We start from the raw sequence: 15,214 nt of genomic DNA on the forward strand, positions 1-15,214 counted from the left end.
CGCTCCTGCTAGCCGCGCGGCCAAGCTAACCAAGGTGCACTCCATGTCCGAAATCAAACGCGTCGTCCTCGCCTATTCCGGTGGCCTCGATACCTCCGTCATCGCCAAATGGCTCGAAGTCGAGCGTGGGCTGGAAGTGGTCACGTTCACGGCCGACCTCGGTCAGGGCGAGGAGATCGAGCCTGCGCGCGAGAAAGCGCGAGCTATGGGCATTCCCGACAAGCACATCTTCATCGAGGATTTGCGCGAGGAATTCGTGCGCGATTTCGTCTTCGCGATGATGCGGGCCAACGCGCGGTACGAGGGGGATTATCTCCTCGGCACCTCGATTGCCCGGCCGCTCATTTCCAAGCGCCTCGTGGAGATCGCTCACGAAACCGGCGCCGATGCGATCGCGCACGGAGCGACCGGCAAGGGCAACGACCAGGTGCGCTTCGAATTGTCCGCCTACGCGCTCGATCCGGATATCAAGGTCATCGCCCCCTGGCGCGAGTGGGACCTCACGAGCCGCACGGCGCTCATCGCATGGGCCGAGGAGCACCAGATTGCCGTTCCGAAGGACAAGCGCGGGGAAAGCCCGTTCTCGACCGATGCCAACCTCCTGCACACCTCCAGCGAGGGCAAGGTGCTGGAAGATCCGTGGGAAGAGACACCCGACTACGTCTATTCGCGCACCGATCACCCGGAAGACGCGCCCGACACGCCTGAATACATCGAGATCGGCTTCGAGAAGGGCGACGGTGTTTCGCTGAATGGCGAGGCCATGAGCCCCGCTACCCTGCTGACCGCCCTCAACGAGCTGGGACGCAAGCATGGCATCGGGCGCCTCGACCTGGTCGAAAACCGCTTCGTCGGGATGAAGAGCCGCGGGATGTACGAAACTCCGGGCGGCGAGATCTATGCCCGTGCGCACCGCGGTATCGAGCAGATCACGCTCGACCGGGGAGCAGCACATCTCAAGGACGAGCTCATGCCGCGCTATGCGGAACTGGTGTACAACGGCCTGTGGTTCAGCCCCGAGCGCGAGATGCTGCAGGCGGCCATCGATCTCAGCCAGGAGAAGGTCAGCGGGACCGTCAGGCTGAAGCTCTACAAGGGCAACGCAATGGTCGTCGGGCGGAAGTCCGATCAGTCGCTCTATTCCGAAGCCCACGTCACATTCGAAGATGACGCAGGCGCTTACGATCAGAAAGATGCCGAGGGCTTCATCAAGTTGAATGCCTTGCGACTTCGCCTGCTGGCCAAGCGTGACCGGTAGAGAATTACCGGCCAGCTTGCCCGTAGGGCCGTAAAATTGCGCGCTTAGCGGCGCTAGGGTTCGAATCTTTGCGACGAACGGTTGACTTATCCACCTCCCTCCACAGCGAATTATGTGGAAAGTGGATAACTCGCCTCTTGTGCGCTTGAAGAATCGGGCGATCGGGCGCAGCTTCAAGTCATCGGAACGGCGAAGAAAGCTTCCGGTCTCGACGGTCTAACGACCTGAAAGACTTAGGAAATTCGGAACCGGAAAGACGTAGCGGAACCTGTCCGCGCGACTTACGAGACCCTCGTGCCGAAGGCTCACGCCGGACGCAAGGCGGGTCGATGACGAAGACGCGTAACGTTCCATTACGAGCCGGGCCAACCCGGTCGGATGCCGAAGGAGGCGTCGCAACAAGGTCTTCGGACCGGATGGCGATGCAACCGTTCGAGGCTCCGGCCATCAACGGAAGGTCGGGCTGCGGAGCTGCCTGTTGAAGGTCGGCTGGGGAAAGTAAGCGAACGGCTTCGGCCGCGACGCGACTGGACCGGGCTGATTGGAGGGTGGAGCCGGATGCCGGTGCGAGCGCCGGTGACAGAACCGGAAGGGAAGTCTTCGGACGGAACGGAAGGGAAAACATCGGATGCCAAGTCTGCGTCCCTTGAACTTCGGTTGAAGGAACACGGCCACGCATCGGTGAGAGTGGGGTCGGCAGCAATGCCGGCCCCATTTGCTATGCGGCACCCTTCCCTCGCGATCCGGCAGCCACTGCCGTCAAAGACACCGAATCGCTCTGTGGTATGCGCACCACCTGGCACACCCCAAATGCAGTAGGAAAGCGCAGGCCCTCCGTATCGGCGCGTTGAAACGTGGCCAAAACGGGGCAGTTTCCGTCCACGTTAACGACTCCGCGCGGCGCATCGCCTATATCCTCCCGAACCGAACGGGAGGTCCATTCATGGCCAAACGCGCGCTACGCAGCGCACTCTTCGTTGCAGCACTGGTGCTGCCCGGCACTGCCGGTCATTCGGAAGAGCGCGAGCTTACCCCAGTAACCGACACCCATTTCCAGGCGAGCTTCGCCGAGTACGCCCCCCTGCCCGATGCGCCTGCGCCGGGTCCGGAGGCGGTGGATCTCGACACCTTCGATCCCCCGATCGAGGTGGAGCCTGCCACGACCTCGCTCGGCAGCGGGGTTGCCTCCTATTACGGCCGCCGGTTCCACGGCCGCCGCACCGCCAATGGCGAGCGGTTCGACATGAACGCCATGACAGCTGCGCACAAGACGCTGCCCTTCGGAAGCCTGGTCCAGGTCACCAACCCGCGCACGGGGGCTTCGGTCATCGTGCGCATCAACGACCGCGGTCCCTACGCACATGGCCGCACCATCGACCTCAGCCGCGCCGCGGCCCAGCAGATCGGGCTGGTCCAGCGCGGTCACGGCTCGGTAGAGCTGGAACTGGTGAGGTAGGCACCGCGCCACAGCGCCAGCCCTTCGCCACTACCACACGAACGCGCCCTTCCCGTCCTTACCGGTGAAGAGCCACCACTCCTGCATGCGCCCCTCGTAGGCGGATAGCTGCAGCTCCTCCAGCGCGAGAGGCTCCATCCCCAGCGCCTGCGCCTGTTCCTCGATGCTTGGCGCATCGGCAGGCCGCGCATCGTGCATCGCCAGCACGCGCTCGACCCAGGTGACGCAGCACGCGCACAGGTCCTCTTCGTCCAGCGTGTCGGATTGCTCCCCGCATTCCCTACAGAGTGGAACGGGTGGAACACACTCCTGGGCCAATTCTTCGGGCGAGTGCGCCGCTGCCAGTTCCTCGCCCCGCTCCAGCGCCTCGATCCGCTCGTCGAGCATATCCAGCTCGGCCGCGATTTCGGGCTTTTTCTCGAGCCGGTCGAGCCGCGCCAGGTGCGCGAGCAGCAGGCGGTCGGAATAGCGCCTGCGCCGCGCCACCTCCTCGCCGTGATAGAAGACCGCCTCCTCCACCCCGTTGATCGCGCGATCGGCGAGCGTCGCCTCTGCCGCAGCCCGCGCCGCGAGCAGAGCCGCATCCCACGCCCGCGCAAAGCCGGAAGACCGCCGCCGCGCGCGATAGGCCGTCTGCGCCGAGCACGAGGCCGCCCGGCACGCGAGCCGGACATTGCCGAACAGCTGGAGGCTTTTGAGGAACTCCGCCTGGAGCGAAGGCGTCAACACCGACCGCCCCTCCCCATGCGGACCGTGAGTGGGAGCGGGTTCGATCGGGACGATGGGGGTCAAGCGACACCTCCCACGCCAACGATTGGCGAAAGAACCGAGCCGCAAGGCGAGACAAAGCCGACCGGCCGCCCGAGCTTATGCGAGGAAGTCAAGGAGCGCGATCGCGCTCCGCCCGACGTTTGCGGGCGCAAACAAAAAACGAAGTTCATGGTTCACCTTATGGGTTCGAGTGAACTGGGTTAGTTATTGCAGGCACTACAGTTAGGAAACCTAGTCATCTGGGGATTCATAAGAAATTTGCACGGAACGCACTTCCAAAACGAAACGGTCAGACTAAATTGCCCAAAATGAACGCCCGCTCCACAAAGAATGATCGCCAAGCATTTTTTGCTTACCCGTCATCCCCGCCGGAAGTATTCAACACGATTCAGAAATCGTTGCCGCATATGGAGGGTGCTAAGACTACCGTTTTAGCTTGGCCACAGATGGATGTTTTCGGGGGGTTCATTCCGGATCAAGTGCGAAAATCAATTCGTCGCGCGACATACGCGTTCTTTGATATCACCTACCCTAATCCGAATGTATACTATGAGTTGGGATATGCGATAGGACACGGGAAGGCTGTTGGACCTCTTCTGAATAAGGGTATCGTCGATGCCGCGAAGAAAGTCCAAAAGTTAGGTATTTTCGATAATCTTGGTTACCTTCAATACGCCAATTCAAGGGAGTTAGCTAACCGGTTGAAATCAAGGCCTGGTCATAGACTTCTGAACGTCTATCAAAAGGAAGTAGACTTCCGACAACCGCTATATCTACTCGACACTGTAATAAAAACTGATTTCCGGAATGCGATCGTATCCTCAATAAAAAAGGCGAAGGTTTTTTATCGAAGCTTTGACCCTGTAGAGACACCTCGTTTCTCGACGCCGACAATTATTGCCGATGTCTCAGCAAGTGCAGGTGTGATCATCCCCTTGCTGGAAAGTCATACAGTAGGACATGAAGAGCATAACCTGCGAGCCGCCTTCGTCGCGGGTTTAGCTGCAGGCTTGAGGCGTAAAGTTCTTCTCATAAGATTGCAGACGGGGTTTGAGGAACCACCTGCTGATTTTCGGGACAAAGTTAGAAGCGCCGTAGACGATAGGTCGGTTGAAAATATTGTGCACGATTTCGCGCAGGAAACACTGCAATACGCTCAGACGATCGACATGCCAAAGGCAGATAAGTCTCAGGCTCTCCGCGCAATTTCGATGGGCGCAGCAGCCGCCGAGAACGAGTTCCGTACGCTCTCGCAGTATTTTGTAGAAACAGCCGAATTCAATCGTGTTCAACGCGGAGAAGTGAAGATCGTTACGGGTCGCAAAGGCTCAGGAAAAAGTGCGATCTTCTTCCGAGTGAGAGATGTCCTTCGTTCGAAGAAGGATCACCTCGTCTTAGACTTGAAACCGGAGTCCCATCAACTCGTTGAGCTACGCGATGAACTCGAGCAAATAGAAAATTTGGGTGCTGTTAGCCACAGCATCGTCGCATTCTGGTACTTCATTGTCGTCTCCGAAATTGTGCTTCTGATCAAACGAGAGGCTGAACAGCGGAAAATTGCAGACCCAGATGCATTGAGAATAATCGATGAAGCAAATGACGTTATAGGAGATCACAAAATTGACTTTGAAGGCGATTTTACGACCCGCCTGAATTCGACAACTCGTTTTCTTTTGTCGGAGATGAATTCGAGAGAGAGTCACAGCAAAGAAGAACGTCTAAAATCTCTCACGGAGGCGATGTATAGCTCAGCAATACCGGCTGCGCGAGATTTCATCGTCAGGAATTCTAAAATTGCGACAACTTTCACGGTGCTATTCGACAATATCGATAAAGGCTGGTCCTCTGCAGGCGTTTCCAGTTTCGATATCAGACTCGTTCGATACTTACTCGATGCTTTAAATAAGTTGTCTCAAGATCTATCTGCTAAGAAGCGAGAGTTTCGGTCCACTGTATTTTTGCGTAACGATATATTCGAGATACTATTGGACGACACCCCCGATCGCGGAAAATCGGGGCGAGTAAACATTGACTGGACAGATAGTGAAAAACTGCGTCAAGTGGTTCTGAAAAGACTCCAATCATCTCTTGGCGGAGAGTTGGATTTCGAAACGCTTTGGAGTTCGCGGTTTTGCGCCACTGTAGATGGTAAGCCATCATTCCAATTTTTCACCGATCACTGCTTTATGAGACCTCGATTTCTTATTCAATTGATTGAATTAGCAGTCGGGAATGCGGTCAATCGCGGACATGATCGCGTCAGCGCTGAAGATTGCCTAGAAGCTGTACGCCAGAACTCATACGCCCTTCTTGATGACTTCGGCTTCGAGTTGCGCGATGTTTCGGGTCTAGACGCCGAAATACTCTACTATTTTGTTGGTTGTCCACAAACATTGTCGATGGAGAAACTTGCAGAATACTTGCTAAAGGGCGGCCTCAATCCGGATGAATCACAAGAAGCGATTCGATTAATGCTTTGGTACGGACTAATCGGGGTTAAACGAGGTGAAGAAGCAGTCTATATCTATGATGTCGGTTACAACCAGAAGAGGTTGAACGCAGAGATTCGTATTAACGCTCAGCAGAATGAATTTCTGTTCAATCCGGCCATTTATCGGGCGCTTGAACAACGTCTCTAGGGCAATGACTAATGTACTTTTTGCCATGAGCGTTTCGGATTAGTCTACATCGCATTCCGCGCACACCCCTGCACGACTGTGCGCATCTCCGCATTGTCCTCGCCGAAGGCGTCGGTCAGTTTGAAGCCGCGGCGGTCGAATTCGCGTTTCATGCAGCCGCAGATTTGCGGGGCCTTGGACTGGAATTCCGCCGGGAAGCGCGCGCGAGCGACGCATTGCTCGACGAAGTCCTCGTCCAGCCTGCGGTCCACTTCCGCCCCGATCTCATCGCTGTTCGACCAGCCGAAAGCGACCAGGAAGCCGACCACCGCGGCGACGATAAAGGCAAGCCATTTCATATCCCACACTCCCTAGCCCGACATCGCGCAATGCAATGCGTGACACCCTGTACTTAGCAGATCGAAGTCGAGATCGCACTTCACCCCGGATCTTTCCCAATTGCGCGTTGACAATTCGGGGCGGCGCACATGTATTCATCCGCTCAACAGGAGTGGGACCAAACACGAATGTCGGACGAAAGTGCATCTTCGGGGGACGGAAGGAAGCTCGAGCGCAAGCCCCTGCATTTGAAGAGGCTACCCAAACGCAAGGCAACCGATGACGTTGTCGATCGCCTCAGGAAGGCGGACATTACGTTGAGTGCGGGGGCGGTCGCGCTGCTCACCAGGCGCGAGATCAAATATACCCAAAGGATGGCGCGCTTCACGCGGGCCCGACGCAGCAACGCGGAAACGCGCAGGCGTCAGTTCGAGAGCGGGATGCAGCGCATGCTCGACGAAGTCGAAGCCGGGGCGTCCATCGATACTGAGGATATGGCTCGCATCCTGTCCGGGCTGTGCCCCGGCTTTCCTCCCTTCTGCTGACGAAAGGCGGCTCAGGAGCTATGCAAAACAGACAGGAAAAAGCGTTCGATTACGCTGATGCGGCGATTAAGCAGCTTGTCACGCTGGCGACGGCCGTAGTCGGCGCCACCATCCTCATCTTCGACAACCAGGACGTGGCAGGTGTCCAGATCGGCGGGGGCTTCGTGCTCGTGGCCGGGCTCGGTCTCACGGTGTTCAGCATCCTGCTTGGCCTGTTTGCCGGCAACCGACTTGCAGGGATCCTGCTCGAGGACGCGAGGTTTACCGATCCCAAGATCAAGGATGGATGGCTTAGCATCTTCTGGGGCGGGCAGATGCTCGCCTTTATTATTGGCGTTGCGCTGATCGTGGTCGCCGCTTTCCTGGACAATGGAGGCGAGGCGAAGCCGGCGGCGCCTACTCCGCCGCCTCCCGCTGCCGCTCCAGCATCGGCTTGAGGTACTGGCCCGTATAGCTTTCCGGCACCTCGGCCACGTCTTCCGGCGTGCCTTGTGCGACGATCTCGCCGCCGCGCACGCCGCCGCCGGGGCCCAGGTCCAGGATGTGGTCGGCGGTCTTGATGACGTCGAGATTGTGCTCGATCACCACCACCGAATTGCCCTGGTCCACAAGCCGGTGGAGCACTTCGAGGAGCTTCCTCACATCCTCGAAATGGAGGCCCGTGGTGGGCTCGTCGAGGATGTAGAGCGTCTGGCCGGTGCTGCGCTTCGACAGTTCCTTGGCGAGTTTCACGCGCTGCGCCTCGCCGCCCGACAGCGTGGTCGCCTGCTGGCCGACCTTGACGTAGCCCAGCCCCACCTCGTTCAGCATATGCATCTTGTCGCGGATCGGGGGGACGGCCTTGAAGAAGACCTCCGCATCCTCGATCGTCATGTCGAGCACGTCGGCGATGGAGTGGCCCTTGAACTTCACCTCCAGCGTTTCGCGGTTGTAGCGCTTGCCGCCGCATTCCTCGCAGGTGACGTAGACGTCGGGCAGGAAGTGCATCTCGATCTTGATCAGGCCGTCGCCCTGGCACGCCTCGCAGCGGCCGCCCTTGACGTTGAAGCTGAAGCGCCCCGGTTTGTAGCCGCGCGCCTGCGCTTCGGGGAGGCCGGCGAACCAGTCGCGGATCTGGGTGAAGGCGCCGGTGTAGGTCGCCGGGTTGGAGCGCGGGGTGCGGCCGATGGGCGACTGGTCGATCTCGATCACCTTGTCGCAATATTCGAGGCCGGTGACCTTGTCGTGCGCGCCAGCGACCACGCGTGCGCCGTTCAGCTGGCGCGCGGCGGAGGCGTAGAGCGTGTCGATGGTGAAGGACGACTTGCCGCTGCCCGAGACGCCCGTGATGCAGGTGAAGGTGCCGAGGGGGATGGAGGCGGTGACGTCGTTGAGGTTGTTCGCCCGCGCGCCATGGACGGTAAGCTCGTGCCCGTTGCCCTTACGGCGCGTGGCCGGGACGCTGATCTCGCGGCGACCGGTGAGATAGTCCGCGGTGAGCGACTTCTTGCTCCGCAGCACCTGCTTCAGCGTGCCCTGCGCCACGACTTCGCCACCGCGCACACCCGCGCCGGGGCCGAGGTCGACCACGTGGTCTGCCTGACGGATCGCGTCCTCGTCATGCTCGACCACGATCACCGTATTGCCGAGATCGCGCAAGCGCTTGAGCGTTTCCAGCAGCCGGTCGTTGTCGCGCTGGTGGAGGCCGATGCTGGGCTCGTCGAGCACGTAGAGCACGCCCGAAAGCCCACTGCCGATCTGGCTGGCGAGACGGATGCGCTGGCTCTCCCCGCCGCTCAGTGTGCCGCTGGTCCGGTCGAGGTTGAGGTAGTCGAGGCCGACATTGTCGAGAAAGCCCAGCCGCTCGTTGATTTCCTTGAGGATGGCCTTGGCAATCTGGCTTTGCGTGTCGTTGAGATCCTCGGGCAGCTTGAGGAAATAGTCCTTCGCATCCGCCACGCTCATCTTGGTGGGGGTGGCGATGTCGGTGCCCGCGATTTTCACCGCCAGCGCCTTCTCGTTTAGACGCTTGCCGTGGCAGGTCTCGCACGGCTGCGCGGTCTGGAATTTCGACAGCTCCTCGCGCATCCACGCGCTCTCGGTCTGGAGCATGCGGCGGTTGAGGTTGCCGATGACACCCTCGAACGGCTTCTTCACCGTGTACTGCTTGCGCCCGTCCTTGAAGGTCAGCGGGATCGCCCGGCCGCGGGTGCCGTAAAGGATGATGTCGCGGATTTCCTTGTCGAAATCTTCCCAGGGGGTGGTGAGATCGAACTCGTATTCCTTCGCGAGGCTGGCGAGCACCTGCATGTAATAGGGGCTCGGCGGATTGCTCTTCGCCCACGGCACTACCGCCCCTTTCTTGAGGCTCAGAGCCTCGTTCGGAACGACCAGCTGCGGGTCGAACAGCTGCTTTTCGCCGATCCCGTCACAGGTCGGGCAGGCGCCCTGGGGCGCGTTGAAGGAGAACAGGCGCGGTTCGACTTCCTCGATAGTGAAGCCCGAGACCGGGCAGGAGAAGCGCTCCGAAAACACGATGCGGTTGGCGGGTAGACCCGCGCCCTTCATCGCGCCGCCAGCCCCCGAACCACTGGCAGCCTCATCCTCACGCCCCGGCACCACGCCATCGGCGAGGTCGACATAGGCCAGACCATCGGCCAGCTTGAGCGCCGTCTCGAAACTGTCGGCGAGGCGCGTTTCCAACCCCTCCTTCACCGCGAGGCGATCGACCACGACTTCGATGTCGTGCTTGAACTTCTTGTCGAGCGCTGGCGCTTCCTCGATCGGATACATCTCACCATCCACGCGCACGCGGGTGAAGCCCGCCTTCTGCCATTCGGCCAGTTCTTTGCGGTATTCGCCCTTGCGCCCGCGTACGACCGGCGCGAGCAGGTAGAGCCGCGTGCCTTCGGGCAATTCCATCACCCGGTCGACCATGTTGGAAACGGTCTGCGCCTCGATCGGCAGGCCGGTGGTCGGAGAGTAAGGCACGCCCACCCTCGCCCACAGCAGGCGCATGTAGTCGTATATCTCGGTAACCGTCGCCACGGTCGAGCGCGGGTTGCGGCTGGTGGTCTTCTGCTCGATCGAGATGGCAGGCGAAAGCCCGTCGATGTGCTCGACGTCCGGCTTCTGCATCATCTCCAGGAACTGGCGTGCATAGGCGCTCAGCGACTCAACGTAACGCCGCTGCCCTTCAGCGTAGATCGTATCGAACGCCAGGCTCGATTTACCCGAGCCGGACAGGCCCGTGATCACGATCAGGCTGTCGCGCGGCAGGTCGATATCCACGCCCTTCAAATTGTGTTCGCGCGCGCCGCGTACGGAGATTTTCGTAAGTGCCATGAAGGAAGCGTGTTCCCGAATTGTTCGCTTTGGTCAAGGGGCCGCGATTATGGGAGGTCCAGCCCTTCATTGAGGGCAGCGGACGAGAAGCGCGGGGGTTCCGCAAATGTGGGTTTTGCCCTTGGCGAATACAAGCCGGGACCCGGATTGGCGCCTAGCGAGTTTCCTTTGCATGGTCACGATGCACCCGCTCATTCCAATCGGCGCTTTGCTTTCAGTCACTTGCCTCGCCGGGTGTAGCGATGCGTCGCCCTCCGAACAGGAAATCGTCGCATCCGAAACAGCGACGCCAACGCTCGAAATCGGCCCTGCCGTGACCTCGCTCGACGAGATCGAAGGCTTCTGGCTGGTCGAGCGGTTCAACGAGTTTTCCCCGAGCTGGCGCGAAAACATCGATTGGCGGCGCGCCTATGTGCAGGTGGGGAGCGATAGGCTTGCCTACTCGATCGGTTGCAACCACTCCGGCAACCCGGCCTCGCTGGGTAGAGATGGAACCCTGCGCGATACCGGCAACGGGTCGCGCCTGCAGACACTGATCGGGTGCCCCCCGGAATGGGAAGGCCGTGATGGAAGGTTCTTCGGCTTCTTCGGTTCGAACCCGACGGTAAACCGGCTTGGCGACGCCCGCTTGGTTTTGAAGAGCGGGGAGACCGAACTCGTTCTTGTCGAGCCCGAAGCCTGGCGCCTCGCCAACATTCCGGAGCGCGAGTTTGTGACCGGCAAATGGGTCCCGAGGATGGCCTCCAACTACGACGGATGGGGCCATTCGGGTTTCGGCATCGGCGAAAATGCAGGTGTCGTTACGATCGGTGCGAACAGCATCGATTGGTCGGAATGCCCCGGCACCTCGATCGACATCGAATGGACCCAAGACGGACGCCTGAAGAACAGGAACGGCTCAAGCATCCGGTGCGAGACCCTGACACGCAGCACCGACAACGGCCGAAGCCTCGTAATGGGCCTACTGTCGGCCAGCCCCGCTGTTATCAGGACCGGGAAAGACCAGATAACCCTGCTCGTCGGCACGGGGCAAAAGGGGCGGAGGCTCGACTTGCAAACGCTGGAAAGCGTCCTGAACCCGCCTGAACCGCCACCAGTGCCGCCCGGAGAGGCCGAACCGCCTCCCCCACCGCCTTTGTCCGTAAGTAACTGAAAGATGGCGCTTTGCCATTCGGCTACCCAATAGGGGCCACTCTTCCAAGCGAGTGCCAGGCGCGGTGAAGCGTGGACCCAATCGGCGGGTCGATCCGTTGATTGGGTAAGACGGGCTGAAGATCGGCCCTTCCCTCCGCCCTCGAGCGGAGGATTTCAGATACAGAATTCACGGGAATAGAAACAACAATGAAGCAGGAAGTCGAGCAAAAGGATCGGGTCGCACCGTCATCCGACCGCTTGCGGCCTGCGCCCATATCCGGTTCGCTCCAGGACGAACGCATTCGCGCGATCATGCGCGAGCTCGATCGCCCCCTCGACAGCGAGAACTGGACCGCGACGCCCCATGCGGGTGAGCAGAAGCGCGCACGCAAGTTCCTCGAGCGTATAAAGCAGCATCGCCGTCACCGCCGTGACCTCAAGCGTGCACGCAAGACCGCGCAACAAGTTTTCAATGTCAAACCCAGGATGTCTTCGCGCAAGCGGGCGACGCTGATGATGGGTGCTGGTGCGGTCGGACTTGCAGCCTTTACAGGACCGCCTACACAGAATTCGCGCAGCAAGCCTCAGTCTGCTGCAACCTATGTGATGAGCGCCGAAGACCAGGACGTTCGCAAGCCTGCGGCTTTGATGAAGGCCAGCGACAACTTCAAGCAGGCGCTGATCGAAGAAGAAGGTGTCCGCTACACTGTCTATCGTGATGTCGCGGGCTATCCCACCGTCGGTGTGGGCCATTTGATTACGCCGGAAGACAATCTGCGGGTCGGCGACCGGATATCGGAAGAACGCGTATTGTCCCTTCTGGAAAGGGATTTGCAAACCGCCGAACGCGGCGTCCGTATCCTTGTGGGCGACCTTCCCCTTTACCAGCACGAATTCGATGCGCTGCTCGACCTCGTTTACAATGTAGGCCTGGGGAACGTCTCCGAAAGCAAAAGCCCGAGACTCAATGCTGCGATCGAAGCCGGCGATTACGAGCAGATCGCCGCTGAACTCGACTACACCCATGCGGCGGGCAAGGTTGCACGCGGTCTGGAATTCAGGTCCGAACGCAGGGCGCAAATGTTCCTGGACGCGAGCTATGAGAACCCGCGAGACACCTAGGCCTTTCTATTCGTAACAGAAACTGCCTGTTCGCGCGCAATATTGTAAGTTTCACACTTTTGTCATAAGGCATTCATGAGGCCTCACCCACCATGGGTCGAAGGTGAGGAAAAAGGGGAAAGCCGCGTGAAGACGGCAGCAGGGTTTACGGTCGCACCCGAACGGGACGCGGATTGGCTGCGCGAAAGTTGGCGCGAGACCGTACGGTCCGTCCTCATCACGGAACAACGTGCATTTTCGGCCAACGTGCTCGGGGTAGTAGCCATCGCGGCGGCTGCATTTTTTCTCGCCAAGCCTGACGCCTACGTCCTTCCGCTGATGATGCGGGTCCTGGCTCTGGTCGGCGCGCACATGTCCTACAATCATCTCAGGCGTCATATCGATAGCGGACGCTCGCTCGAACCGGCGCTGAGGATCCTGTCGATCATGCTTTTCTTCGGGGGGATGAGCTGGGCCTACCTGCTTCTTCCATCCCTTGCGCAGCCGCTGAACGAACCGCTGCGCCTCGTAATCGCTGCGGGCACCATCACCGGAGTCGGGCTGATCGTGACCATGACCGCGCCACTGCGGGAGCAGACTTTCGCGTTCATGGTCGGTTTCCTGCTGACACTGTTTGTCGGCCTTTACCTCTTCGCCGGGGAAGCCCTGATACCTTATGGGATCGGTACCACCGGACTGGTAATCGGCGTTTCGATGTTCGCCTTCGCTTCCGCACAGCAGCGCAGCGTTTCCGCCGATATGCTGGTGGAGAACCGCCGCCTTAATGAAGACCTTGCCGACGCGCTTGCGCAGGCGGAATTTCTTGCCAAGCACGATCCGCTCACGGGTCTCTACAACCGCCGCGCCCTGTTCGAATACAGGCTCGTGGATGGACAGACGCAGGACACGGCGCATCTGCTTCTGGTCGATCTCGATCACTTCAAGAAGATCAACGACACCTATGGCCACGACATGGGCGACAAGGCTTTGATCGAGGCTAGCAAACTCATGCGCGATGCCTTGCGCGCATATGGCGAGGGATATCATTTTGCCGCTCGCCTGGGTGGCGAAGAGTTCTGTGTATTCCTCGACGAACCCGATCCCCAGAACGCGCTGGTCTTTGCAGAGGATTTGCGCGAAGGCCTCGCGATGCTTCACGAGGTCATCGGCTTGCCCAGCGGCGCGACCAGCGCCTCGATCGGCATCGGTCCGCATGCTCGCGGCAGCACTATCGATGAGAGCCTCAGACGCGCTGATGCCGCGATGTACGATGCCAAGACCGAAGGCCGCAATCGCGTGCGGCAGGTCGATCGCTGACATCGCGCGAAACGGGACCGCCTCAATGAGTCGTCGCCTGTTCGTCGGATTGCGTCCGCCGCCCGCACACCGGGACCATCTCATCGATCTCATGCAAGGTGTGGACGAGGCGCGCTGGCAGGATGACGACCAACTCCACCTGACGCTGCGCTATGTTGGGGATGTCGAGACTCACCAAGCCGACGACCTTGCCGAAAAGCTGGGCTCTATCGACTTCGAACCATTCGATCTTGTGATTACAAGTACCGGTTTTTTCGAAAGAAAAGGCCACATCCGCGCCCTGTGGGCAGGGGTCGAGCAAAGCGAGGCGCTTCTCCGACTACAAAGCAAGGTCGAAAGGGCCTGCCAGGCGGTCGGCCTCGAAGCGGAAGGGCGCAAGTTCCTCCCCCACATCAGCCTCGCCCGCCTGAATTCCGCGAGCGGTCCCGCCCAGGCCTTCCTGTCCGCCACCAGCCGCCTTCGGCTCGAGCCGTGGACCGTGCAGGAATTCGTCCTGTACGAGAGCGAATTGCATCCGGAGGGGTCGATCTACACCCCCATTGTCCGCTATCCTGCACGCAAATGAACCTGAAAGCCCACTTCTTGCCCGCGCTCGGCCTGACGACGGCCCTGGCAGCCTGCTCCCCCGCGCCTTCCGACATCCTGGTGCCGGACGACCAGCGCGAGCCCCTCATGCAGGTAGTCGAAGAGGAAGCCCGTAACGATCCAGCCGAAAACTGCCTCCTGCTGGTTTGGTCCGAGCAGGAAGATCCCGATGTCGAATTCGACCGCGCCAACGATGCCGTCAACGGCGGTGCGATTTCCTGCGCCACCGGCACCAGTCCAAGCCAATTCGAGGCCGCCATCGAGACCCTGCGCGAAGCCGCGCAAAGCGGCGACAAGGCGCGCCTGCTCGAACAGGTTGGACTGCCGTTTCTTTATATCGACGCCGAGGGCGAGCGGCGCGAGCTGACCGAAGACCAGATCGACACCCTCTTCGACGAAGTGTTCGACCAGCGCATGGTCGCGGTCCTGCGCGATCTCGACCTGTCGCAAATGACGGTCGACAAGGACCAGGGCGCGTATTTCGAACTCGGCTCGCTATGGCTGGTGGTCGACGACACCGGGGGCAAGCCACGGATTGTCACGGTGAACCGCCAGGCGCTGGACGAAGCGGCAGAGGCAGCGAAGGAGCAGGCCGAACGCGGTCAGGGTAAAACGCTGGACTGATCGCCCTTGCAGACCACCGTCGACGGTTCGACGCGCGAAACTTGCACTTCGCCTGCAATTCCTGTTCATGCGCCATTGTCGCAAACGAAACCATATTGCGGATGCACAACCGTCCATTCGCTTTTCGCCAATTATTGGAGAG

13 protein-coding genes are annotated in these 15,214 nt (G+C 59.9%); 10 read left to right on the plus strand and 3 right to left on the minus strand.

From position 1 onward, the window contains the following. The first annotated feature begins 43 nt into the window (after window positions 1-43). Both LCM24_RS00925 and LCM24_RS00930 read left to right on the plus strand, forming a co-directional pair. Window positions 44-1,258: an argininosuccinate synthase gene (locus LCM24_RS00925; protein ID WP_224802377.1), complete on the plus strand. Its 1,215-nt coding sequence runs from the start codon at window positions 44-46 to the stop codon at window positions 1,256-1,258. Between the two features lie 943 nt (window positions 1,259-2,201). Next, on the plus strand, window positions 2,202-2,714 hold the full coding sequence (locus tag LCM24_RS00930) for a septal ring lytic transglycosylase RlpA family protein (protein WP_224802378.1): 513 nt from the start codon (window positions 2,202-2,204) through the stop codon (window positions 2,712-2,714). A gap of 30 nt (window positions 2,715-2,744) precedes the next feature. On the opposite strand, the gene LCM24_RS00935 is transcribed toward LCM24_RS00930, so the two are convergent. Then, complete coding sequence (locus tag LCM24_RS00935) at window positions 2,745-3,506, minus strand: hypothetical protein (RefSeq protein WP_224802379.1); 762 nt, start codon at window positions 3,504-3,506, stop codon at window positions 2,745-2,747. A 287-nt stretch (window positions 3,507-3,793) separates the two neighbouring features. On the opposite strand from LCM24_RS00935, the gene LCM24_RS00940 reads away from it, so the two are divergent. Further along, window positions 3,794-6,124, plus strand: a complete 2,331-nt coding sequence (locus tag LCM24_RS00940; protein WP_224802380.1) for a P-loop ATPase, Sll1717 family — start codon at window positions 3,794-3,796, stop codon at window positions 6,122-6,124. A gap of 44 nt (window positions 6,125-6,168) precedes the next feature. Here the strand turns inward: LCM24_RS00940 and LCM24_RS00945 are convergent, their stop codons facing one another. Continuing rightward, the gene (locus LCM24_RS00945) at window positions 6,169-6,462 is read right to left on the minus strand and encodes a hypothetical protein (protein ID WP_224802381.1); all 294 of its coding nucleotides are present in this window, start codon (window positions 6,460-6,462) and stop codon (window positions 6,169-6,171) included. Between the two features lie 129 nt (window positions 6,463-6,591). Here LCM24_RS00945 and LCM24_RS00950 point away from each other — a divergent pair, with 129 nt between their 5' ends. Continuing rightward, window positions 6,592-6,987, plus strand: coding sequence for a hypothetical protein (locus LCM24_RS00950; protein ID WP_224802382.1), 396 nt, complete (start codon window positions 6,592-6,594; stop codon window positions 6,985-6,987). Window positions 6,988-7,007: 20 nt separating this feature from the next. Then, window positions 7,008-7,424 (plus strand): hypothetical protein, encoded by a 417-nt coding sequence (locus LCM24_RS00955; RefSeq protein ID WP_224802383.1) that lies wholly within the window; start codon window positions 7,008-7,010, stop codon window positions 7,422-7,424. On the opposite strand, the gene uvrA is transcribed toward LCM24_RS00955, so the two are convergent. After that, window positions 7,384-10,311, minus strand: coding sequence for an excinuclease ABC subunit UvrA (gene uvrA, locus LCM24_RS00960; RefSeq protein ID WP_224802384.1), 2,928 nt, complete (start codon window positions 10,309-10,311; stop codon window positions 7,384-7,386). The two genes, LCM24_RS00955 and uvrA, sit on opposite strands and share 41 nt — an antisense overlap. A gap of 172 nt (window positions 10,312-10,483) precedes the next feature. On the opposite strand from uvrA, the gene LCM24_RS00965 reads away from it, so the two are divergent. The 5 genes from LCM24_RS00965 (at window position 10,484) to LCM24_RS00985 (ending at window position 15,072) form a co-directional block, all read left to right on the plus strand. Beyond that, complete coding sequence (locus LCM24_RS00965) at window positions 10,484-11,464, plus strand: hypothetical protein (protein WP_224802385.1); 981 nt, start codon at window positions 10,484-10,486, stop codon at window positions 11,462-11,464. Between the two features lie 188 nt (window positions 11,465-11,652). Then, the gene (locus LCM24_RS00970) at window positions 11,653-12,567 is read left to right on the plus strand and encodes a lysozyme (protein WP_224802386.1); all 915 of its coding nucleotides are present in this window, start codon (window positions 11,653-11,655) and stop codon (window positions 12,565-12,567) included. Window positions 12,568-12,693: 126 nt separating this feature from the next. Continuing rightward, window positions 12,694-13,863, plus strand: coding sequence for a GGDEF domain-containing protein (locus LCM24_RS13055; RefSeq protein WP_224802387.1), 1,170 nt, complete (start codon window positions 12,694-12,696; stop codon window positions 13,861-13,863). A gap of 25 nt (window positions 13,864-13,888) precedes the next feature. After that, on the plus strand, window positions 13,889-14,428 hold the full coding sequence (gene thpR / locus LCM24_RS00980; protein ID WP_224802388.1) for an RNA 2',3'-cyclic phosphodiesterase: 540 nt from the start codon (window positions 13,889-13,891) through the stop codon (window positions 14,426-14,428). After that, window positions 14,425-15,072 (plus strand): hypothetical protein, encoded by a 648-nt coding sequence (locus LCM24_RS00985; protein ID WP_224802389.1) that lies wholly within the window; start codon window positions 14,425-14,427, stop codon window positions 15,070-15,072. The genes thpR and LCM24_RS00985 overlap by 4 nt, the downstream gene beginning before the upstream one ends. Window positions 15,073-15,214: the final 142 nt, after the last annotated feature.

It is taken from the genome of Qipengyuania aquimaris, assembly GCF_020171965.1.
In the GTDB taxonomy this organism is placed as follows: domain Bacteria; phylum Pseudomonadota; class Alphaproteobacteria; order Sphingomonadales; family Sphingomonadaceae; genus Qipengyuania; species Qipengyuania aquimaris_A.

Coding starts and splice junctions, on each gene's coding strand:
- LCM24_RS00965 (WP_224802385.1), top strand. CDS start 10,484: ATGGTCACGATGCACCCGCTCATTCCAATCGGCGCTTTGCTTTCAGTC.
- thpR (WP_224802388.1), top strand. CDS start 13,889: ATGAGTCGTCGCCTGTTCGTCGGATTGCGTCCGCCGCCCGCACACCGG.
- LCM24_RS00940 (WP_224802380.1), top strand. CDS start 3,794: ATGAACGCCCGCTCCACAAAGAATGATCGCCAAGCATTTTTTGCTTAC.
- LCM24_RS00955 (WP_224802383.1), top strand. CDS start 7,008: ATGCAAAACAGACAGGAAAAAGCGTTCGATTACGCTGATGCGGCGATT.
- LCM24_RS00950 (WP_224802382.1), top strand. CDS start 6,592: ATGTATTCATCCGCTCAACAGGAGTGGGACCAAACACGAATGTCGGAC.
- LCM24_RS00945 (WP_224802381.1), bottom strand. CDS start 6,462: ATGAAATGGCTTGCCTTTATCGTCGCCGCGGTGGTCGGCTTCCTGGTC.
- LCM24_RS00930 (WP_224802378.1), top strand. CDS start 2,202: ATGGCCAAACGCGCGCTACGCAGCGCACTCTTCGTTGCAGCACTGGTG.
- LCM24_RS00985 (WP_224802389.1), top strand. CDS start 14,425: ATGAACCTGAAAGCCCACTTCTTGCCCGCGCTCGGCCTGACGACGGCC.
- LCM24_RS00925 (WP_224802377.1), top strand. CDS start 44: ATGTCCGAAATCAAACGCGTCGTCCTCGCCTATTCCGGTGGCCTCGAT.
- uvrA (WP_224802384.1), bottom strand. CDS start 10,311: ATGGCACTTACGAAAATCTCCGTACGCGGCGCGCGCGAACACAATTTG.
- LCM24_RS00970 (WP_224802386.1), top strand. CDS start 11,653: ATGAAGCAGGAAGTCGAGCAAAAGGATCGGGTCGCACCGTCATCCGAC.